Source organism: Pedobacter frigiditerrae (assembly GCF_032678705.1).
Classification (GTDB): Bacteria; Bacteroidota; Bacteroidia; order Sphingobacteriales; family Sphingobacteriaceae; genus Pedobacter; species Pedobacter frigiditerrae_A.
Window position 1 is genome coordinate 136,140 of the sequence record NZ_JAVTSS010000002.1, and the last position, 20,397, is coordinate 156,536.

Annotated in this window: 19 protein-coding genes; 13 read left to right on the forward strand and 6 right to left on the reverse strand. The window is 35.8% G+C overall.

Translation table 11 applies throughout. From position 1 onward, the window contains the following. Nucleotides 1–46 precede the first annotated feature (46 nt). On the reverse strand, nucleotides 47–1,564 hold the full coding sequence (locus R2Q59_RS11160) for a malate:quinone oxidoreductase (RefSeq protein ID WP_316785558.1): 1,518 nt from the start codon (nucleotides 1,562–1,564) through the stop codon (nucleotides 47–49). A 354-nt stretch (nucleotides 1,565–1,918) separates the two neighbouring features. Here R2Q59_RS11160 and lipA point away from each other — a divergent pair, with 354 nt between their 5' ends. The 3 genes from lipA to R2Q59_RS11175 all read left to right on the forward strand — a co-directional run bounded on the left by lipA (nucleotide 1,919) and on the right by R2Q59_RS11175 (nucleotide 4,244). After that, complete coding sequence (lipA, locus tag R2Q59_RS11165) at nucleotides 1,919–2,800, forward strand: lipoyl synthase (RefSeq protein WP_316768894.1); 882 nt, start codon at nucleotides 1,919–1,921, stop codon at nucleotides 2,798–2,800. Nucleotides 2,801–2,866: 66 nt separating this feature from the next. Beyond that, entirely contained in the window at nucleotides 2,867–3,418 is a 552-nt protein-coding gene (locus R2Q59_RS11170) for an RNA polymerase sigma factor (protein WP_131552280.1), read from the forward strand. Between the two features lie 7 nt (nucleotides 3,419–3,425). Beyond that, complete coding sequence (locus R2Q59_RS11175; RefSeq protein WP_316768897.1) at nucleotides 3,426–4,244, forward strand: anti-sigma factor; 819 nt, start codon at nucleotides 3,426–3,428, stop codon at nucleotides 4,242–4,244. Between the two features lie 213 nt (nucleotides 4,245–4,457). Here R2Q59_RS11175 and R2Q59_RS11180 read toward each other — a convergent pair whose 3' ends face one another. Next, nucleotides 4,458–5,954: an NAD(P)H-hydrate dehydratase gene (locus R2Q59_RS11180; RefSeq protein ID WP_316785559.1), complete on the reverse strand. Its 1,497-nt coding sequence runs from the start codon at nucleotides 5,952–5,954 to the stop codon at nucleotides 4,458–4,460. A gap of 123 nt (nucleotides 5,955–6,077) precedes the next feature. Here R2Q59_RS11180 and yiaA point away from each other — a divergent pair, with 123 nt between their 5' ends. Continuing rightward, entirely contained in the window at nucleotides 6,078–6,485 is a 408-nt protein-coding gene (gene yiaA / locus R2Q59_RS11185; RefSeq protein ID WP_316768901.1) for an inner membrane protein YiaA, read from the forward strand. 130 nt (nucleotides 6,486–6,615) lie between these two features. Further along, nucleotides 6,616–7,845 (forward strand): glycoside hydrolase family 5 protein, encoded by a 1,230-nt coding sequence (locus R2Q59_RS11190; protein ID WP_316768902.1) that lies wholly within the window; start codon nucleotides 6,616–6,618, stop codon nucleotides 7,843–7,845. On the opposite strand, the gene R2Q59_RS11195 is transcribed toward R2Q59_RS11190, so the two are convergent. From R2Q59_RS11195 to R2Q59_RS11205, 3 genes are read right to left on the reverse strand one after another with little or no spacing between them, the layout of a single operon-like run. Then, entirely contained in the window at nucleotides 7,842–8,249 is a 408-nt protein-coding gene (locus tag R2Q59_RS11195) for a hypothetical protein (protein ID WP_316785560.1), read from the reverse strand. The genes R2Q59_RS11190 and R2Q59_RS11195 overlap by 4 nt on opposite strands. Nucleotides 8,250–8,309: 60 nt before the next feature. Then, complete coding sequence (locus R2Q59_RS11200; protein ID WP_316768906.1) at nucleotides 8,310–8,948, reverse strand: response regulator transcription factor; 639 nt, start codon at nucleotides 8,946–8,948, stop codon at nucleotides 8,310–8,312. Between the two features lie 10 nt (nucleotides 8,949–8,958). Continuing rightward, nucleotides 8,959–10,896: a sensor histidine kinase gene (locus tag R2Q59_RS11205; RefSeq protein WP_316785561.1), complete on the reverse strand. Its 1,938-nt coding sequence runs from the start codon at nucleotides 10,894–10,896 to the stop codon at nucleotides 8,959–8,961. 125 nt (nucleotides 10,897–11,021) lie between these two features. Here R2Q59_RS11205 and R2Q59_RS11210 point away from each other — a divergent pair, with 125 nt between their 5' ends. Genes R2Q59_RS11210 through R2Q59_RS11245 form a run of 8 tightly spaced genes read left to right on the forward strand, consistent with a single transcriptional unit; the run spans nucleotide 11,022 to nucleotide 16,912 of the window. Continuing rightward, nucleotides 11,022–12,155 (forward strand): NAD(P)/FAD-dependent oxidoreductase, encoded by a 1,134-nt coding sequence (locus tag R2Q59_RS11210; protein ID WP_316785562.1) that lies wholly within the window; start codon nucleotides 11,022–11,024, stop codon nucleotides 12,153–12,155. Beyond that, entirely contained in the window at nucleotides 12,148–12,852 is a 705-nt protein-coding gene (locus R2Q59_RS11215; protein WP_316785563.1) for a methyltransferase domain-containing protein, read from the forward strand. Before R2Q59_RS11210 ends, R2Q59_RS11215 begins: the two co-directional genes overlap by 8 nt. Continuing rightward, nucleotides 12,849–13,901 (forward strand): type III polyketide synthase, encoded by a 1,053-nt coding sequence (locus R2Q59_RS11220; RefSeq protein ID WP_316785564.1) that lies wholly within the window; start codon nucleotides 12,849–12,851, stop codon nucleotides 13,899–13,901. The genes R2Q59_RS11215 and R2Q59_RS11220 overlap by 4 nt, the downstream gene beginning before the upstream one ends. Nucleotide 13,902: 1 nt before the next feature. After that, a complete protein-coding gene (locus R2Q59_RS11225; protein WP_316785566.1) occupies nucleotides 13,903–14,337 on the forward strand; it encodes a 3-hydroxyacyl-ACP dehydratase FabZ family protein in 435 nt (144 codons plus the stop codon). Continuing rightward, nucleotides 14,330–15,607, forward strand: coding sequence for a beta-ketoacyl-[acyl-carrier-protein] synthase family protein (locus tag R2Q59_RS11230; RefSeq protein WP_316785567.1), 1,278 nt, complete (start codon nucleotides 14,330–14,332; stop codon nucleotides 15,605–15,607). The genes R2Q59_RS11225 and R2Q59_RS11230 overlap by 8 nt, the downstream gene beginning before the upstream one ends. Next, a complete protein-coding gene (locus R2Q59_RS11235; RefSeq protein ID WP_316785568.1) occupies nucleotides 15,600–15,860 on the forward strand; it encodes an acyl carrier protein in 261 nt (86 codons plus the stop codon). The genes R2Q59_RS11230 and R2Q59_RS11235 overlap by 8 nt, the downstream gene beginning before the upstream one ends. Then, nucleotides 15,850–16,392 (forward strand): 4'-phosphopantetheinyl transferase superfamily protein, encoded by a 543-nt coding sequence (locus R2Q59_RS11240; protein ID WP_316785569.1) that lies wholly within the window; start codon nucleotides 15,850–15,852, stop codon nucleotides 16,390–16,392. Before R2Q59_RS11235 ends, R2Q59_RS11240 begins: the two co-directional genes overlap by 11 nt. 34 nt (nucleotides 16,393–16,426) lie before the next feature. Next, nucleotides 16,427–16,912, forward strand: a complete 486-nt coding sequence (locus R2Q59_RS11245; RefSeq protein WP_316785570.1) for an energy transducer TonB — start codon at nucleotides 16,427–16,429, stop codon at nucleotides 16,910–16,912. 362 nt (nucleotides 16,913–17,274) lie between these two features. On the opposite strand, the gene uvrA is transcribed toward R2Q59_RS11245, so the two are convergent. Next, nucleotides 17,275–20,121, reverse strand: a complete 2,847-nt coding sequence (uvrA, locus tag R2Q59_RS11250; RefSeq protein WP_316785571.1) for an excinuclease ABC subunit UvrA — start codon at nucleotides 20,119–20,121, stop codon at nucleotides 17,275–17,277. Between the last annotated feature and the right edge of the window lie 276 nt (nucleotides 20,122–20,397).

Sequence of the window (20,397 nt, forward strand, 5' to 3'; positions counted from 1 at the left end):
CCCGAAGAAGTCGGAACAGGTTCGCTCAGATTGACAACTTACTAGATTAACTTTCTACCAAGCTATTTAATTTTAGTACAGCTGATGTATGTTTTCTAGTTTGCTCACAAAGCTCATTATTCTCTGCTAAATTTTGGCCGTAGGTCGGTATCATCGCTTTTATTTTAGCCTGCCACTCTGGAGTTTGCAATTGGTCTTTAAAGCAACGGTCTAATAAATCTAGCATGATAGAAACCGCAGTTGATGCACCTGGTGAAGCGCCTAACAAAGCAGCAATTGAACCATCAGCAGCACTAACTACCTCTGTCCCAAATTCTAAAATTCCTCCCCCGCTTTTTTTCTTTTTAATCACCTGTACTCTTTGTCCAGCGTACTCTAATTCCCAATCCTTAAATTCTGCACTTGGCAGGTATTCTTTTAAAGCCTCAAATCTATCTTCAGGCGATTGGCGAATTTGCTCAATCAAATACTTTGTTAAATCGATATTTTTTAGTCCAGCAGAAACCATTGGACGGATATTATTGAATTTAATAGATAATGGTAAATCTAGAAACGATCCATTTTTTAAGAACTTAGTAGAGAAACCTGCATACGGACCAAATAACAAAGCTTGTTTGCCGTTGATAATTCTCGTATCTAAATGGGGAACAGACATTGGTGGAGCACCTACGGCTGCTTTTCCATATACCTTTGCGTGGTGACGAGCAATTACTTCTTCATTTGTACATTTTAACCATTGCCCACTAACAGGGAAACCACCAAAACCTTTTCCCTCTGGGATATCAGATTTCTCTAATAAAGGTAATGAACCGCCGCCAGCGCCAATAAATACAAACTTAGCGCAGCGATTACGTTTCTTTCTAGATTCTAAATCCTTAACGGTTACTTTCCAATCTCCATTATCCACTTTATCTAACTCACGTATTTCGTGATTAAAGTGCAAGGTTACATTTGATTGTTTGCTCAAATAGCTAAACATTTCACGGGTAAGAGAACCGAAATTTACATCGGTACCTAAATCCATTTTTGTTGCGGCAACTTTATCCTTTTTAGACCTGCCTTCCATCACCAAAGGCGACCATTCCTGAATAACAGCTGATTCCTCTGTATATTCCATATCCTTGAACAAATTACATTGCTGCAAAGAAGTAAATCTTGTTTTAAGGAACTCCACATTTTTTTTGCCCCAAACAAAGCTTAGGTGAGGAATATTTCTAATAAAAAGATAAGGGTCAGAAAGGATATTTTTCTCTACAAAATAAGCCCAAAACTGTTTAGACACTTCAAAAGATTCAGCAATTTGAACTGCTTTTTTAATATCTACAGAACCATCTTTCTTTTGCGGTGTGTAGTTTAATTCGCAAAATGCCGAGTGACCAGTACCTGCATTGTTCCAAGCATCAGAACTTTCGGCCGCCGCAATATCTAAGCGCTCGTAAATCTCAATGCTTAAACTTGGATCTAATTCTTTTAAAAGTAAACCTAAAGTGGCGCTCATGATACCAGCACCAATTAAAATAACATCTGCGTCGGTTTCAACAACCGTCTTTTTCTTTTTGCTCATTACTATACTTATAAACCTTTTTCAAAAGCACTTATAATGCCATTGTGTTTTAAAAAGGGTGCTAATTATTAATTTTCCGAGCTACAAATTTACTATTTGGATAGAGTAAACAAATATAAAAATTTGTATTGAAATTGGTATGATTTTTTGGTAGTTGCACAGACCTTTATTATCTAAACCTTATTGAAGTGAAAATCTTTTTGTGTTGAAGCTTCAAAAATTGAAACGTAAAGAAGGGCTGACTTTAAAATAACCACTGAAACTGCTTTTCAAAATATTGATATCTAAAAAACATTACAACCTTTCAACATTGCAAGGTTGCAACATTTCAATCCTATTATGTAACTTTGTATCATGATTGAACTTCCTGTAGTTGCTGCTGTTACAGAAAAAGCTCGTAAGCCAGATTGGTTAAGGGTTAAATTACCTGTTGGCAAGGAATATGCGCAAGTGAGAAGCCTTGTAGACACACATAAATTGCATACCATTTGCGAGAGTGGCAATTGCCCTAATATGGGCGAATGTTGGGGCGCAGGTACGGCTACATTTATGATTTTAGGTAATATCTGTACACGTTCGTGTTCATTTTGCGCTGTTGCTACTGGCCGACCATTAGCTGTAGACACAGACGAACCAAATCGTATTGCAAATTCAGTAAAACTGATGAATGTTAAACATTGCGTAATTACTTCGGTAGACCGCGATGATTTAAAAGATGGTGGCTCTATTATTTGGGCTGAAACTTTACAAGCAATCAGACGCGAAAGTCCACAAACTACATTAGAAACCTTGATTCCAGATTTTAAAGGGCAGTGGGATAATTTATACCGCGTTTTAGAAGAAAGACCAGAAGTAATGAGCCACAACGTGGAAACGGTAAGACGTTTAACAAAACAGGTTCGCATCCAAGCTAAATATGATAGAAGTTTAGAAGCGCTAAAGAGAATTTCAGAATTTGGTTTGAGAACTAAAACAGGTATCATGCTTGGTTTAGGCGAAACTGAAGATGATGTTTTAGAATCTATGGATGATTTAGTTGCTAATGGTGTTCATATTTTAACTTTAGGGCAATATTTACAGCCAACAAGAAACCATCATCCTGTGGTAGATTGGATACACCCAGAGCAATTTGCAAAATACAAGGAAATTGGCTTAGCAAAAGGTTTAAGGTATGTAGAGAGCGGTCCTTTGGTTCGTTCTTCTTATCACGCAGAAAAACATTTATTTGATTTTTAGAGCTTTAGGTTTTAACTTAAACAAAAATATGTTTTACGTTGTTATACTTTCTGTATATTAGCACCCTTGGCACTAGCAAAAAAAATATCCCTCTCAGAAGAAGAACTGGTTAACGCCCTTAAAAGACAAGATACTATCGCAATTAAAGCATTGTATGATATGTATTCCGGTGCTTTGTTAGGCGTAATATCACGTATTGTTCTACATACTGAGGTTGCTGAAGACCTTTTACAAGAAACTTTCGTTAAAATATGGAATTCTGCAGGTGGTTATGACTCGTCAAAAGGTCGTTTATTTACTTGGATGATGAATATTGCCCGTAATCTTTCTATAGATAAGTTACGTTCGAAAGATTTTAAAAATTCTAATAAAAACCAAGACATTGAAAATAACGTAGATTTTATCGACGAGCAGAAGAAGGTTAGTTTTAATTCTGATGTTTTAGGTTTAAAAGATATGGTAACATTACTTAAACCTGAATTTAAGGATGTGTTAGATATGGTTTATTTTAAGGGCTATACACACGTAGAAACAGCAGAAGAATTAAATTTACCTTTGGGTACTGTGAAAACTCGTGTAAGAATGGCTATTTTAGAATTGAGGAAAAAATTTAATTGAGGTGGAAGTGGAAGAAGTAAAAGCATATATCGAATCAGGCATACTTGAACTTTACGTTTTAGGGCAGTTAACTGCAACAGAATGTATTGAAGTTGAAGCAATGGCCAGCAAACATGCGGAGGTTAGAGCAGAAATTACTGCGATAGAACTTGCGATGGAGGCTTATGCACTCGAAAATGCAATTGCCCCTTCTGCAGCATTAGAGGATAAAATTTTATCACAATTTACCGAAACTAAAGCCGAACCTAAAGTAGTTCCTCTTTATGAAGTTAAAAATGATGTGAGGATTAAAACCTTACGTTACGCTTTAGTTGCTTGCGTTGCTTTATTAGTAATTAGTGTTGCGGCATTATTCTCTGTTTATAACGAACTAAAATTGGCTAATAATCAAATCGTTAGCTTGAGTTCTGAGAAAGATAAATTTGCAAGCACAGTTAGTAAGCTTCAGTTTGACAATGCTGGTATGCAAAACCAAATAGACATGACAGAAACCACCGAGTGGGCAACTGTTAAATTGGCTGGTGTGGCAAACTCTCCAAAGGCTAAAATGTTGGTTTATTGGAATAAAAAGAATAAAAATATATTGATTAACCATTCGGCGATGGATTTGCCTAAAACAGATAAAGCTCACGAATACCAACTATGGGCTTTGGTTGATGGAAAACCTGTTAGTTTAGGTGTATTTGGCGACAATGCCAAAGACGCTGTTCAACAAATGGAGACTATACCAAGAGCACAAGCATTTGCCGTTACAATTGAACCTACTGGTGGTAGTGTTAATCCGACCATGGAGAAAATGGTGGTAATGGGTGGTGTAAGCATATAATCTTTTGTCCTTCTGACGAAGCCTGCCTGCCGGACAGGCAGGGAAGAATCTCAATTATTTTTGGAAGAGCAAATTAATGCAACTATTAAGGCTTGTCCTGCTATTCGCTTTACTCTCCCGAAGAAAAATCGGGATTCGTGTTCGCTGCTATCAGGTCTATTTAGCCAAGTCTGTGCTATTAACTAAGGTTTCTATGCAATTGCATAACCCATTTTAGCTTCTTAAGATACTCTTCATCGTTTTTGGAATTTCCAAAGCAACTTGATGAGCACTTACAACAAATCTATTTTCTGCTAATTTGTCTCCAGCTCTTCCGTGTAAATAAACGGCCATTGTTGCAGCATCTTCAGCTGAATATCCTTGCGCTACAAACGCAGTTATGATTCCCGTTAATACATCTCCCATTCCGCCAGAAGCCATAGCTGGGTTACCAGTTGGATTGATTCTTACTTCGCCAGTTGGCAAACAGATAAACGTATATTGGTTTTTTAACACAATTACCAAATCCCTTCCCTTCGCTTCTTTTTGAGCCGTTTTAATTCTAGCCCACCAGCTTTTATGTTCACCAAACAAACGGTCGAACTCTTTCATGTGTGGCGTTAAAATACTTTGAGCTGATAATTTGTCTAGTAAGTCTTTTCGTTTGCTTAAAATTGTTAGTCCATCTGCATCCACAATTATAGGTTTGTTCAAATTGATAATCTTGTCGAACAATTCCTCATTTTCTGGTTCTAGGCCCAAACCAGAGCCAATGCCAATTACATTATATTGCTCAAAATCTTCAATGGCTAAATGTTCATTTCGTGGTAAAGTCATCGCCTCTGGCAGCGCAGTATTAAGTGCCGTTAATCCACTTTGTGGTATACAAATTGTGGTTAAACCTGCTCCTGCATTTAAACAAGCACATGCAGTTAAAATTGCTGCACCCATTGTTGTCGTATTTCCCGCAACTAGCAAAGCGTGGCCATAAGTACCTTTGTGACTAAAGTTTGCTCTTTGTTTAATAAGCTTTTTTATATCCGATTTTTCTAACAATTTCCAATTGCTTGGTAGTGATTGAATAAAATTTTCATCAAGACCAATATCTACTATTTTACAGCTATCAAATGCCTTGGCAGATTCAGGAAAGAAAAAATTAATTTTCGGGCGCTGAAAGGAGATAACTAAATCAGCTTTAATGCCATTATAGTTTTCGGGTATTTCTCCTTCCGTAGGAAATCCAGTAGGTACATCAACAGAAATAATTCTCGCCTTTGAAGCGTTTATCAAAGCAACTAAATCTGCATAATCATCTTTTAATGGTTTATTTAGGCCCGAGCCAAGCATTGCGTCGATTATAATATCTGCTTTAAGTTCTCTTAATCTTTCTGCGGTTTTTACAATAGTAACCGGAACCTTTACCTTCAATAGGCGCTTTACATTTTGCTTGTTATCTTCACTTTGGTTGTCAGTGAATTTAATTACATACACCGAAATATTTTTGTACTTATCGTTGTGCAATAACCTAGCAATAGCCAAACCATCTCCCCCATTATTTCCTTGTCCACATAAAATAGATATCTGTGCATCTTTGTCTACGACCTCTTTTTTAAAACATTTACAAAAGGCTTTTGATGCATTTTCCATTAAATTAATTGAAGAGATAGGCTGATTGATAATTACATAATTATCAGCCTCATGCATTTGATTTGCGGTTATTAGATTTTGCATTTAACTAAGTTAATTAATTACTAACTAAATACAATTATGGTCGCTTTTGTTTGAGTTCGTAACATTTTCGGTTCATCAGCATCTCATTATCAATAATTAAATCGCTAACCAAATTTAAAAACGATGAATCAAAAACCATCAAACGCGTTCATAGCAGCCGCATGGATAGCACTTGGAATTGGCATGATTGGCTTTATTGTAGGGCTTTGGCGCTCCGATATGCTACTAAACGAAAAAGGTTATTATTTTACCGTATTGATGTTCGGCCTTTTTGCCGTTATATCTTTACAAAAAGCAGTAAGAGATAAATTAGAAGGCATTCCAGTAACCGAAATTTACTATGGAATAAGTTGGTTTTCTACCCTATTAACAATCACTTTGTTAATTATTGGATTATGGAATGCAGACATTTTGCCCAGTGAAAAAGGATTTTATGCCTTTGCTTTCTTACTTGCTTTATTTGGCGCTATCACGGTGCAAAAAAACACTAGAGATAGCCAAATCTTTAACAGAACACAAAATTTAGATTAATTAATTCTGAATTACTTACAGCCATCTTGCCTATAGCAAGGTGGCTTTTTTATGTGCAAACCTTTGCGTAAACTCTTGAAAAATAGTTGTTTAATAGCAGTAATTTAGGGCTACCAAACATAACATTTCAATGAAAGCTCTATTTAAATTTGTCCTTATATTTTTCTTGCCGTTATCACTTAGCGCACAAAGCAATCGTTTTTTTAATGTTAAAGGAAAGGATATCATCGCCCCTAATGGCAAAGTGATTGTGTTAACGGGAACCAATTTAGGCAACTGGCTAATCCCAGAGGGTTACATGTTTAAATTTAAGGATGTTGGCTCACCAAGAATGATTAACCAAGTTTTTACTGAACTGATTGGCCCAGATAAAACCGCAGCATTTTGGAAAAAATATTTAGATAACTATATCACAAAGGAAGATATTCATTATTTGAAATCTACTGGGATGAACTCAATTAGGATTCCTTTTCACTATAAAATGTTTACCACCGAGAGTTACCTAGGTTCTAACAACCCAAATCGTGGATTTGAATTAATGGACAAAGTAATTAAGTGGTGCAAGGAAGAGAATTTGCCTGTAATATTAGATATGCATTGTGCACCAGGTGGGCAAACAGGAGATAATATTGATGACAGTGATGGTTATCCTTTCTTATTTGAAAATCCAGCCAGTCAGGAATTAACTAAAAGCATTTGGAAAAGAATCGCCTTGCATTATAAGGATGAAACTACAGTTATTGGATACGATTTATTGAATGAACCAATTGCGCATTATTTCGACATCAAAAAGTTAAATCCATATTTAGAACCGTTATATAAAAGCATAACAGCTGAAGTGAGAAAGGTCGACAAAAACCATTTGATATTTCTGGGAGGAGCACAATGGGATTCAAACTTTAAAATTTTCAATCAGCCATTTGACAATAAACTAGTCTATACTTTTCATAAATATTGGACGGCCACTACACAAGATGTGATACAAGATTATTTAGATTTTAGAGATAAATACAATGTGCCTATTTATGTTGGCGAAACTGGTGAAAACAAAGACCAATGGATTTTAGAGTTTAGAACATTAATGGAAAAACACAACATTAGCTGGCATTTTTGGCCATATAAAAAGATGGATGCCAAAGCAGGAATTGTTACTTTTCCAATTCCAGAAAACTATAATCTTATTATTAAATATGCCGACCAGCCTAAAAATAGTTTTGCCGATTTAAGAAAATATGCACCGACAGATAGGACTGTTATTGAAAAAGCTCTAGATCATTTGTTGGAGCAATGCAAATTTTCAAATTGTACAACGAATGATGGTTATTTAAAAGGGCTTGGCTTAAAAACTGGAAAATTCTAAATCGCTACGGCTGTCCAATTTAACTTATAAGTATCGCAACTCAAGCCCGTAATACTCATCCTGAAAGTGCCATTTGCTTGTTTGCCATTTACAGCTCCTTCTAAGTTAAAGCGAAAGGCAGATGCACCTCCATTCTCTGGGTCTAGGATTACACCTTGAATTTTGCCATTGATTACGGGAAAGCTTTTTTCTGGACCAGCTTTAATGTGCTCGGTTGAACCGCCACATCGCCAATAACCATCAAAAGTAAAGTTTTGCAATTGCTTTCCATCAGCTGATAAGGTAAAAGAAAGTTTAGCGCCTTTAAATCCATTTGAAAAAGTGCCAACAAATTTTTTCTGACTAAAAGCACTAAAGCTTATCGCAACAAGGCATAAAATGAGGTATATCTTAAATTGTTTCATTATCAATAAATTTAGCACCTATTGATATGATTAAAATCCCCTTTGGTAGGTATTTAAAGTTTAGCCTATTAATTGATGCTCTTTTGCATAATTAATCAGACCGATGATAGATTTAGCGCCAGTTTTACGCCAGATATTTTTACGATGGGTTTCTACTGTATGTTCAGAGATGAAAAGCCTTTTACTTATCTCAATTGTGGTGTTTTCTTCTACGATAAGCCTAATTATTTCTATTTCACGAGGAGATAAATTGTTTATTTTCTCGGTTTGTGAATCCCTTACATATCCATTCACAAATTTAGAAGCTATAGATTGCTGAATGTAAGTTTCATTGTTCATTACTTTTGCAATAGCCTTGTGCAGTTCTTCGTTCTTTACATTTTTAAGTAAATAACCTGAGGCTCCAGCTTTAATTAAGGTCGAGATATTAAAGTAATCATCATGCATAGAAAGAATAACAACTTTAATTTTAGGGTAGTGTTGCTGAAGAAACTTGGTTAAATCCAATCCCGATTTTTTACCCATACTGATGTCCGTTAACACTACATCAGGTTGTTTAACCTTAATGTATTGTTCGGCCATCTCAACAGAATTTGCCTTGCCAACCACAACAATATCATCAGCATCTTTTAAAATAGCTTCAATGCCATCCATTAAGATATCGTGGTCATCTACTAAAAAAACTTTAACCTTTTCCAAATTTGTTTTTTTAAACTAATACATTTTTACGCGTAGGCGATGTAAACTTAAGTATTGAGGTTGTTCCTTTTCCCAACATCGTATCAATATTTAAACTACCACCGTATAATTTTATCCTGCTTTCCAAATTCTTTAATCCCAATCCAAATTTATTGGTTTTGCTATCAAATCCCTCCCCATTGTCTTCAATCATCAACAATGCTTCTTCCTCATTAATAATCAGGTGTACACTAACTTCGGTGGCATTTGCATGTTTCAATACATTATTGGTTAATTCTTGAAATGCCCTGTACATTACCACTGCCAACATTTCATCAACATCTTCAAACTCCACGTGCTCAAATAAAGTAAATTTACATTTATTTTGCGCATCATTTAAACGCTCAATTCCCTGCTGCACAGCCATTAATAATCCATAATGCAATAACAATTCTGGAGTCATTTGATGCGAAACGGCCCTTACTTCTGCAGTTGCTTGGTCTAACAAATCATCAATTTTAGCTAACTTCTCTTCATCGCCCTTGGCATTTTTTAACTGTAACGAAGCGGCAACCAACATTTGGCAAACCCCATCATGTAAATCTCCAGCAATCCTTCTTCGCTCACTTTCTTCAGTTTGCATAACGGCAAGTGTCTTATTTCTTTGCTCGTTTAGTTGTTCTAATGCTCGTTGGGTCCTGTATTTACTTCTGGTTAGGTAAAAAATGTAAAGTGCGGTAGCAACTACTCCTAGCAAGCCTGCTATTAATATAGTTAGCCATTTTTGTTTGTTGCTAATGCTTAGTTTACTTTCTAGGTTTTCCTTTTTTAGCTTTAGGTTTTCTGTCACTTTCTTTTCAGTGGCAAATTTTACTTGTAGTTCGGCCAGCGCTTTGCTGTAATTACCTGTACCAGTACTATCTTTATGAGCCAACAATTTTTGGTAATAACGAGCTGCGTTTTTATAATCGCCGATGGCTGTAAAACCACCAGCTAGAGCTTCGTATGAATTCGCAAGTTTTAAATCTATTTTATTCACATAACTAATCGCTTCCGCTTTTTTTGCATATAAAATAGCTTGATCAGCTTGTTTTGTTTTAAGGTACACATCTGCTAGCTCTAAATAATCGGATGCCAACATAGCTGGGTCTTCTACCTTTTCCCTTGCCTTGCTCGCCTCCTTTAAGTAGATAATTGCTTTATCAAATTTCCCCCGTTGGTAATTACTTCTTGCTAAAATATTTAATCCATTAGCTAAGTCTACCATACTACCAGAAGCTCTTGCGGCCTCAATCCCTTGCAAAGCATATTTTTCTGCAGCAGCGTAATTGGATAACATGTTATAACAAGCTGCAATATTGCAAAGAACCAAAGCTCTGTTACTGTATGTTTTTTCTGGATTTATGCTTAAAACTTCAGTAAAAAACCCAATCGCCTCTTTAGGTTTCGAATCTTCCATATAAGCCCAACCCACGCTTATTAAGGCTCCTGTTTTGCTGGCAAAATCTTTTTTGCGTTCGGCTATTTTTATAGCAGTGCTGAAGTTATTTACCGCTTGGTCAAACTGTGTCTTTTTTACATAACACTGCCCTTTTAAAATGTAAAATTTAACTTCGGCTGCATCACTTGAAATATTCGGAATGTTTTTAATGGCACTGTCTATCGATTTAATACAGGCATCTGCAGAACCATATCTGTAGGTTAACCACGAGCGAAAAAATGCGCTTTCAATTAATCCATGTTTGTAATTCGCCTTTGTTGATAAGACTTGGATTTGCTGCATCTTTTGAAGCGCCAATTTTTTATCGCTCCTCATTAAACCCGGCACTTGTGCTATTAATGAATCTATATTTGAAGTTTGTGCATTAGTTTTGGCGCTTTGAGCAAAAGCTATTGAGCTCAATGAAAAAACCAAAAATACAATGGCTAAGACTTTACATTTAATAAATGGTAACTGTTGGAGAGCCATGAAAAAAGAGATGGTTAATTTGGTTTCTCTAATTTAAACAAATATTCCTTTTAGCAACAATTTTTAATATGCATAAAGAAATCAACACCTTTTCTGCATATAATTGTTTTTCAAGAAAATAATTAATGCATTTTAAATCAGATATTTTGATAATTGGAGGTGGTTTAGCTGGATTAACGGCAGCTTTACATCTTCACAAAGCGGGTTTAGATGTTATTTTAATTGAGAAAAATGCTTACCCAAATCATAAAGTTTGCGGCGAATACATATCTAATGAAGTTTTACCCTATTTAAAATGGCTGGGAGTTGATGTAGAAAGTTTAAACCCAACTCATATTAACAAACTTCATTTAACCACTCAATCTGGAAAAAGCACTTATACAAATTTACCATTAGGTGGTTTTGGCATCAGCCGATTTACGCTTGATAATTATTTGTATCAATTATTGTTGAATAGAGGTGTTAAAGTATTTCTAGAAAGCGTAACCGATGTTCAATTTGATGAAGAATTATTTACAGTTAAAACCACAAACAACATCACCTTTACTGCTAACCAAGTAATTGGCGCCTACGGGAAACGCTCATCATTAGACATTAAATTGGATAGGCCCTTTATCAAGAAAAAAGCTCCATTTTTGGCAATCAAAGCACATTATAACGGTGTTTTCCCAGATGATATTGTCGCTCTGCATAATTTTAAAGGAGGTTATTGTGGCGTTTCAAAAGTAGAAGATGATAAAATAAACATCTGCTACTTAGCCGATTATGAAACGTTTAAAAAGCACAAAAATATAGAGTCCTATCAGCAATATGTGTTGATGAAGAACAAAGTTTTAAAGGATATTTTAGAACGCAGTGAGCTATTGTTTGAAACACCAATAACTATTAGTCAGCTATCTTTTGGAGCTAAAGAAGCCGTTACCAATCACGTTTTAATGGTTGGAGATGCAGCAGGTCTCATTCATCCACTTTGTGGAAATGGAATGGCGATGGCTTTTCACGGCGCCAAAATAGTTTCGGAGACTTTAATAGCTTACCTTAACGGAGATATAAAATCCAGAGCTAAGCTTGAAAAAAAATATACCAAAATCTGGAACAAAACATTTAACTCAAGGTTAAAGACTGGAAGTATTTTGTCTAGCTTGCTGCAAAGAGAAATACTCACCGACTTTTTAATTAACGTGATTACAAAAATGCCTTGGTTATTAAAGCAAATTATTAAACGAACCCACGGCAAACCTTTACTAGGCAATGATTGATACCAAATACAGAAGCGATGCCCCCGAAATAATGGATGATTTTAATATGGAAGGGGAAATATTAAGAGATGCATTAGACAAAATTGCAAGCATTAACAGGCTGTTGGGCGGAAATAAGGTGACGTTAGATGGCGTGAAATCGTTAACTAAAAAGAAACCTAAAGAGCAAATTATTCGTATTACAGATATAGGTTGCGGCAGCGGCGATATGTTAAGGGCTTTGGCAGATTATGCTAAAAAACATCAGCTTAAATTTTTGTTGAAGGGAATTGATGCTAATGGTTTTACGATAGATTACGCAAGGAAACTATCTGCTAATCATGAGAACATTAGTTACGAATGCAAAGATATTTTTAATGATGAAAATGAAGAATGTGACATTATGCTTTGCACTTTAACCTTACATCATTTTAAGGATGAAGAAATTTTAAACTTTTTGAAAAACTATATGCAACTGGCAAAGGTTGGTATAGTAATTAATGATTTGAATAGGAACAAAATGGCTTATTATCTATTTAAAGCCTTATGTTTCGCGTTTGGATTAAACGATATGTCTAGAGAAGATGGGTTAGTTTCGATACTTAGAGGATTTAAAAAAGCTGATTTATTGGCTTACTCAAAAGCCTTGAAACCAAAATACTTTTCTATTAAATGGAAGTGGGCTTTCCGTTACCAATGGATAATTAAAACAGCATGAGCGTAAAAGTTAAAGCGATAAGCAAGGCATTGCCTAAATATTCAAGGTCTAAGGAAGAGTTGATGCCATTTTTTGACGTTTGGTTAAAAGGACAAGAGCCTCGGTTTGTAAGAAAAGTATTAAAGATATTTGAAAATGCTGGTGTTGATAGACGTTACGCTTTTTTATCTCCAGAAGAAGTTTTTAGCGATTTAAGTTTCGAGGAACGAAACGAAATCTATATCAGGGAAGGCATCAAATATGGCGCTGAATGTTTAACCTCCGCATTGGAAAAGGCAAATTGGAAGGCTGAAGATTTAGATTATATCATCACGGTAAGTTGCACTGGAATTATGATTCCATCCCTTGATGCGTATTTAATTAATGAACTTAATTTACGCCAAGATATAGTAAGGTTACCTGTTACAGAAATGGGTTGTGCGGCTGGTGTATCTGGAATGATTTATGCCAAGAATTTTTTAAGGTCTAACCCTAACAAACGAGCTGCCGTTGTTGCGGTAGAATCTCCATCAGCCACTTTTCAACTGAAAGATTATTCGATGGCAAACATTGTTAGTGCTGCCATTTTTGGCGATGGAGCTGCTTGTGTTTTGATGAGTTCTTATGATGAAGATGAAGGTCCAGCAATAATAGCGGAGGAAATGTATCACTTTTACAATGCTGAAGAAATGATGGGTTTTAAGATGACGAATACAGGTTTACAAATGGTTTTAGACCAGAAGGTACCTGAAACCATAGCAGAGAATTTTCCAAATATCATTCATCCCTTTTTGGCAAAACACGGCTTAGAAATTAAGGATATCGACCATTTAATTTTTCATCCGGGTGGTAAAAAAATTGTACAAATTGTAGAGGAATTATTTGCTGATTTAGGTAAAAACATTAACGAAACTAAAGAGGTTTTAAGGTTATACGGCAACATGTCTAGCGCCACTATTTTATATGTGTTAGAAAGATTTATCGATTTAAAACCAAATGTTGGAGATACAGGTTTAATGCTTAGCTTTGGTCCAGGCTTCTCCGCACAGCGGATTTTATTGCAGTGGTAACATGACGAAACAAGAAATTTTAACGCATCTCCCTTATCAAAAACCTTTTCTGTTTGTAGATGAAATTCTAGAAGTTGATGAAAATAGCATAAAAGGCACCTTCACTTTTCACAAGGATTTATATTTTTATGAAGGTCATTTTAAGGATTATCCAGTTACACCAGGGGTGATTTTAACGGAGACCATGGCACAAATTGGCTTGGCTTGTTTAGGTGCTTATTTAATGGCTCCATCAGAGCTTGTAGTGATGATGACTTCAAGTAAAATAGATTTTTTAAGACCAGTCTTTCCATCAGAAAAGGTAACCGTAACGAGTAAAAAAAACTATTACAGATTCAATAAATTAAGCTGTAATGTCGTTATGGAAAATGAAGCTGGAGAAGTTGTTTGTAAAGGTGAAATTGCTGGTATGTCAATGGTAAAACCACATGGATAGAAGAGTAGTAATTACAGGATTAGGAGTTGTTTCTCCAAATGGAATAAATGTAGCTGATTTTACACATGCTATAAAAAATGGTATATCGGGAATTAGGCACGACCAAGAGCTAAAAGATTTGAATTTTTCTTGTCAGATTGTTGGCGAGCCGCAAATACCTGAAGGCTATTTATTAAATTACTTTACTCCTCTTGAGTTAAGAAACTTAAAAAGCTCAGGAATTGAATATGGCGTAATTGCTGGCCTAGATGCCTGGAAAGATGCAGGATTAGAGCTGCCAACTGAAGATGAGCCTGATTGGGACAGCGGTACCATTTTCGGCACTGGAACATCTGGTGTTGATAAATTTAGAATAGGTATAGATATAATTGATAATGGACAAGTTAGAAAACTAGGAAGTGGAACCGTAGTGCAAACCATGGCAAGTGGGGTTAGTGCTTTCTTAGGTGGCAAACTAGGTTTAGGGAATATGGTAACTACTAATTCGTCTGCTTGTTCTACTGGTACAGAGGCTGTTATTTTGGCTTATGAACGTATTAAAAACGGGCAGGCAGAAAGAATGTTAGCAGGAAGTACAAGCGATAAAGGCCCTTACATTTGGGGCGGATTTGATGCAATGCGGGTTTGCACCTACAAGCATAACGAGGAGCCAGAAAAAGGCAGTAGACCAATGAGTGCATCCGCTAGTGGATTTGTACCTAGTGTTGGTGCTGGTGCCTTAGTTTTAGAATCTTTGGATAGCGCCTTAAAAAGAGGCGCTAAAATTTATGCTGAGATATTAGGTGGCAATATCAATTCTGGCGGTCAACGTGGTTTAGGTTCTATGACTGCGCCAAACCCTGTAGCTGTACAAAGATGTATTACTGAAGCGATGAAAAGTGCAGGCATCAAACCTGAAGAAATTGACACAATAAATGGTCACTTAACAGCAACTTCAAAGGATTCTTTAGAAATAGAGAACTGGGCAAAAGCATTAAATAGATACGGCAATGATTTTCCTTACATCAATACGGTAAAATCTATGATTGGTCATTCTTTAAGCGGAACTGGAAGTATTGAATGTGTGGCATCTGTTTTACAAATTGACCAAGACTTTATCTTTCCAAATATCAATTGCGAAGATTTACACCCAGAAATTGAAGAATTAATTGACAAAAGTCGCATCCCAACAACCTTAATAAATAAAAAAATATCGACATTAGCGAAAGCAAATTTTGGCTTTGGCGATGTAAATGCCTGTATCATTTTTAAAAAATATAATAATGAATAACGATCAAATAATTAACGATTTAAAAGAAATAATTACCCCATATACCGATCATAAAGAAGCTTTAGAAACTTTAACTGAAAACACCGATTTGTTAATCGATTTAAAAATTAACTCTGCAAACTTGGTTGATATCATTTTAGATATTGAGGAGAAATTTGGTATTGAGATAGATAATGATTCGATGACAAAAATGATAAATGTGAAAGAAACCATTGCAGTTATCAAAGAAAAGTTAGCAGCTAATGCTGGGTAATGACATTGTTGACCTTAAATTAGCCACTACACAAAGTAACTGGCGGAGAAAAGGTTATTTAGACAAGCTTTTCTCTTCTCAAGAACAACAAGAGATTCTGAACTCTTCAAATCCAGAAACAATGGTTTGGCTATTTTGGAGTATGAAAGAAGCAGCTTACAAAATCGTTAATCGCGAAACCAAAGAGCGATTTTATAGTCCTAAAAAGTTTAATGTTACAAGCTATGGAAATGATGGCATTGTGACCTTTGAAGGCAAAACATTTTATACTAAAAGTGAGATTAAGGATAATTTAATTCATACTATCGCAGCTGCAAAGGCTGAAAATCTAAATCATATTCAATCTTCTTTCTTAGCAAATGCCGATGATTACCTATCAGATTTTAATTCGAAATCCGAGCATTATACTTTAGAGAAAGATGCAAATGGTATTCCAAGTATAGTTGATAAAACGAATGGAAAAAGTCATTTTGCTTCTGTTAGCCATCATGGGAGATATTTGTCGGTTGTTTCTGATATTACTACTCAATAGATGATTATTATGGATTTTTTCAGAAAATAGCATCTTGAAACTAAAACTGGATTTGAGAACATATCTTACTTACATATTGGTTGCAACAATAGCAATCCTAACAACATCTATAAATGCTCTAGGGCAGTCAAAATTAGTTAGTAAAACAACCGAAAAAATAGAATGTGTCACAAAATTTGACACCCTTCTAAATAGGAATTATTATATTATGGCTGATAAAATGCCATTCTTCCAAGAAGGGGAAGGTGTTATGTTTAGAATAATTGCAAAAAATCTAAAGTGGCCAAATGCAGAATGTTGCATTCAGGGAACAGTTTATGTTTCATTTATTGTCGAGTCAAATGGCAGACTTTCTAATAAAAAAATTCAAAAAAGCCCTTTTAAGGATAATGATTTTTGTTCCCCTAACAAAGAGGCGCTTAAAGTTCTAGATTATTTGCCTCGATGGAATGCTGGCATATGTAATGGCAAAAAAGTTGCTGTTTTATACATTCTTCCAATTAAGTTTGTTCTGAAGTAATAGTGAAATTATGTTCTGAGATTTACAATTTCAAACTTACTATCAATAGATTACCCAGATTGCTCTTTAAGTTCTAAGCACAAACCTTTGTTAACTAAACGGGATTGAAGCGAAAATCCTTTTTGTCATGCTGAGCCTGTCGAAGCACAAAAAGATTGCAGCAAAAAGCCCGACTAACAATAATCAGGCTTCTGTATTTTATTTACTAATGTTTATTTTTACAACAAAACGCATTACGATTGCCAGTCGAGCTGGCAAAGACGAATCGGCTAACCCTCGCTGTTCTAAATTGCGAAAAGAGCATTTCTGTCCAGTAACATCGCTTTAAGATTGCTTCGCGCCTCGCAATGACGATTAGTGAATTACCCTCCCATTTCCTTTTTCAAGAACTTACCAGTTAAGCTTATTGGGTTTTGAATTAATCCCTCTGGCGTACCTTCGAAGATAATTCTACCACCTCCTGCTCCACCTTCTTCTCCTAAATCAATCACCCAGTCGGCAACTTTTACCACATCTAAATTATGCTCGATTACTAAAACTGTATTTCCTTTTTCAACCAATTCATTCAACACACCCAACAGCACATTGATGTCTTCAAAATGCAAACCTGTAGTAGGCTCATCTAAAATATAGAAGGTTTTACCTGTGTCTTTTTTAGAAAGTTCGGTAGCCAGTTTAACACGTTGTGCTTCACCACCAGATAAAGTTGTAGAAGATTGTCCGAGGCGGATATAGCCTAAACCAACATCATTTAGAGTTTTAATTTTACGATAAATAGCTGGCATATTCTCGAAGAACTCACAAGCTTCTTCAATGCTCATGTCTAAAACATCGCTAATAGATTTGCCTCTATAACGAACTTCTAAAGTTTCGCGATTATATCTTCTACCGCCACATTCTTCACAAGGAACAGAAACATCTGGCAAGAAATTCATCTCGATAACTTTCATTCCTGCACCTTGGCAAGTTTCGCATCTTCCACCTTTAACATTAAACGAGAAACGACCAGGTTTGTAACCTCTAATCTTCGCCTCTGGCAACATTACATACAAGTTTCTAATATCTGAAAAAACGCCAGTATAAGTAGACGGATTTGACCTTGGTGTACGACCTATTGGTGCTTGGTCAATTTCAATTACCTTGTCTATCTCCTTTAAACCGTTAATTTTCTCGTAAGGAAGCGGATGTTTTTTAGCCCTAAAGAAATGATGATTTAGAATTGGATATAGGGTTTCAGTGATTAAACTCGACTTTCCACTACCTGAAACACCTGTAACCGCAATAAATTTACCCAAAGGGAAATCAACTGACACTTCTTTTAAGTTATGTCCAGTTGCTTTAATGATAGATAATTTATAGCCATTTCCTTTTCTACGTTTTTTAGGAACTTGAATTCCCTTTTCGCCATTCAAATAAGAAGCCGTTAAAGTTCCAGATTTTAAAATCTCTGCTGGCGTTCCTTGTGCAACAATTTGTCCGCCATGTACACCCGCAGCCGGACCAACATCTATCACGTGGTCAGCTTCTAAAATCATGTCCTTATCGTGTTCAACCACCAAAACGGTATTGCCCAAATCGCGTAGATTTTTCAAAGCGCCAATTAAACGTTCGTTGTCTCTTTGGTGCAAACCAATACTTGGTTCATCCAAAATGTACATTACATTCATCAATTGAGAACCAATTTGAGTAGCTAAACGAATACGTTGTGCCTCGCCACCAGAGAGGGTACGAGCAGTTCTGTCTAACGATAGATAATTTAAGCCTACATCAGTCAAGAAACCAATACGAGCTCTAATTTCTTTAAGAATTTCTTTGGCGATGGTATTCTGTCTTTCATTTAAACGAGCTTCAACTTCAGCGAACCAAGTTTTTAAACTGAAAATATCCATTTCGGCAAGCTCGAAGATGTTTTTACCATCAACCTTAAAGTGAAGACTTTCCTTTTTTAAACGAGCGCCATGACAAACTGGGCAAGTTTTTAACTTACGGAAACTATCCATGTCATTCGCATTCTCGGTATCACTTCTCTTATCTTGTTGTTCTTCCAACAATTTAATAATACCATCAAATGTGATTTGATAATTCTGAACGTTCCATTTATTGTACTCAACGGCAACACTTAAAAGGTCATGTGTTCCATTTAAGATGATGTCTATATTTTCATCTCCCAATTTCTCCAAAGGTGTAGAAAGTGAGAAATTATATTTTTTACCCAAGGCTTTTAAAACTTGGAACATCCAAACATCGCGATATTCACCTAAAGGGGCTAAACCGCCATTGATAATGCTCAACTTCATATTTGGCATTACCGATTCCTTGTCGACAACAAAAATATATCCTAAACCATCGCAACGCTCACAAGCACCATAAGGCGAGTTGAAGGAAAAACTATTTGGTTGCGGTTCATCATAAGAAATTCCTGTAGTTGGGCACATCAAGAATTTACTGAAATGCGCCACATTGTTATCCTTATCGCTTATTTTGATAATGCCTTTACCCAAACGCATGGCAGTTTGAATGCTGTCTAATAAACGTTTGTGGTCTTTATCGTCAACGATTAATCGGTCCACTACAATTTCAATATCGTGAATTTTGTAGCGGTCCACCTGCATTTTCGCTGTAATGTCTTTTATGTCGCCATCTACACGAACTTTAACATAACCTTGTTTACGAATCTGCTCAAACAATTCCCTGTAATGGCCTTTACGACCTTTAACAACTGGCGCCAAGATATTCACTGGCATTGTGTCGAACTTTTTGTAGATATTTTTAAGGATTTGGTCTTCACTCATGCGTTCCATTTTCTCACCAGTATTGTAAGAAAAAGCATCGCCAACACGAGCGTAAAGCAAACGCATGAAATCGTAAATTTCGGTAATGGTACCTACTGTAGAACGAGGGTTTTTACTAGTTGTTTTTTGCTCAATGGCAATAACGGGACTTAAGCCAGAAACCTTATCAACATCTGGACGTTCCATACCTCCCATAAACTGACGAGAGTAAGCGCTAAATGTTTCCATGTAGCGTCTTTGTCCTTCGGCATAAATGGTGTCAAAAGCTAAAGATGATTTACCGCTGCCACTTAAACCAGTAATTACAACCAGTTGATTTCGAGGGAAACTAACATCAATATTTTTAAGATTATGCACCCTAGCACCATACACTTCTACATCTTTTTGCTCGCCTAGGTCAATGTTCTTTTCGCTCATAAATTTATTAGTTTTCTGTATTAAAAAACAGCCTGCAAAAATAACGAATTTTAAGCAGAAAAGCTATTGATTTTCAAACCTTAAAATGTAGTTTGTTTGTCATTCTAACAGAAGTTTTAAGCACAGATGCACACAGATAAACACGGATTTAGATTTCTTTGTTTCATTGTATTTATACATAGTTTTTAAACTTTAGTATTCTGATTTTTATCTGTGTTCATTCTTTTTATCCCTGCCTGCCGGCAGGCAGGTGTGGTTAAATTTTTTATCTTTGGA

Bases quoted from the DNA above. Each gene is read 5' to 3' on its own strand.
- R2Q59_RS11160 (WP_316785558.1), bottom strand. From the start codon at position 1,564: ATGAGCAAAAAGAAAAAGACGGTTGTTGAAACCGACGCAGATGTTATT.
- lipA (WP_316768894.1), top strand. From the start codon at position 1,919: ATGATTGAACTTCCTGTAGTTGCTGCTGTTACAGAAAAAGCTCGTAAG.
- R2Q59_RS11180 (WP_316785559.1), bottom strand. From the start codon at position 5,954: ATGCAAAATCTAATAACCGCAAATCAAATGCATGAGGCTGATAATTAT.
- yiaA (WP_316768901.1), top strand. From the start codon at position 6,078: ATGAATCAAAAACCATCAAACGCGTTCATAGCAGCCGCATGGATAGCA.
- R2Q59_RS11190 (WP_316768902.1), top strand. From the start codon at position 6,616: ATGAAAGCTCTATTTAAATTTGTCCTTATATTTTTCTTGCCGTTATCA.
- R2Q59_RS11195 (WP_316785560.1), bottom strand. From the start codon at position 8,249: ATGAAACAATTTAAGATATACCTCATTTTATGCCTTGTTGCGATAAGC.
- R2Q59_RS11205 (WP_316785561.1), bottom strand. From the start codon at position 10,896: ATGGCTCTCCAACAGTTACCATTTATTAAATGTAAAGTCTTAGCCATT.
- R2Q59_RS11210 (WP_316785562.1), top strand. From the start codon at position 11,022: ATGCATTTTAAATCAGATATTTTGATAATTGGAGGTGGTTTAGCTGGA.
- R2Q59_RS11215 (WP_316785563.1), top strand. From the start codon at position 12,148: ATGATTGATACCAAATACAGAAGCGATGCCCCCGAAATAATGGATGAT.
- R2Q59_RS11220 (WP_316785564.1), top strand. From the start codon at position 12,849: ATGAGCGTAAAAGTTAAAGCGATAAGCAAGGCATTGCCTAAATATTCA.
- R2Q59_RS11225 (WP_316785566.1), top strand. From the start codon at position 13,903: ATGACGAAACAAGAAATTTTAACGCATCTCCCTTATCAAAAACCTTTT.
- R2Q59_RS11230 (WP_316785567.1), top strand. From the start codon at position 14,330: ATGGATAGAAGAGTAGTAATTACAGGATTAGGAGTTGTTTCTCCAAAT.
- R2Q59_RS11235 (WP_316785568.1), top strand. From the start codon at position 15,600: ATGAATAACGATCAAATAATTAACGATTTAAAAGAAATAATTACCCCA.
- R2Q59_RS11240 (WP_316785569.1), top strand. From the start codon at position 15,850: ATGCTGGGTAATGACATTGTTGACCTTAAATTAGCCACTACACAAAGT.
- uvrA (WP_316785571.1), bottom strand. From the start codon at position 20,121: ATGAGCGAAAAGAACATTGACCTAGGCGAGCAAAAAGATGTAGAAGTG.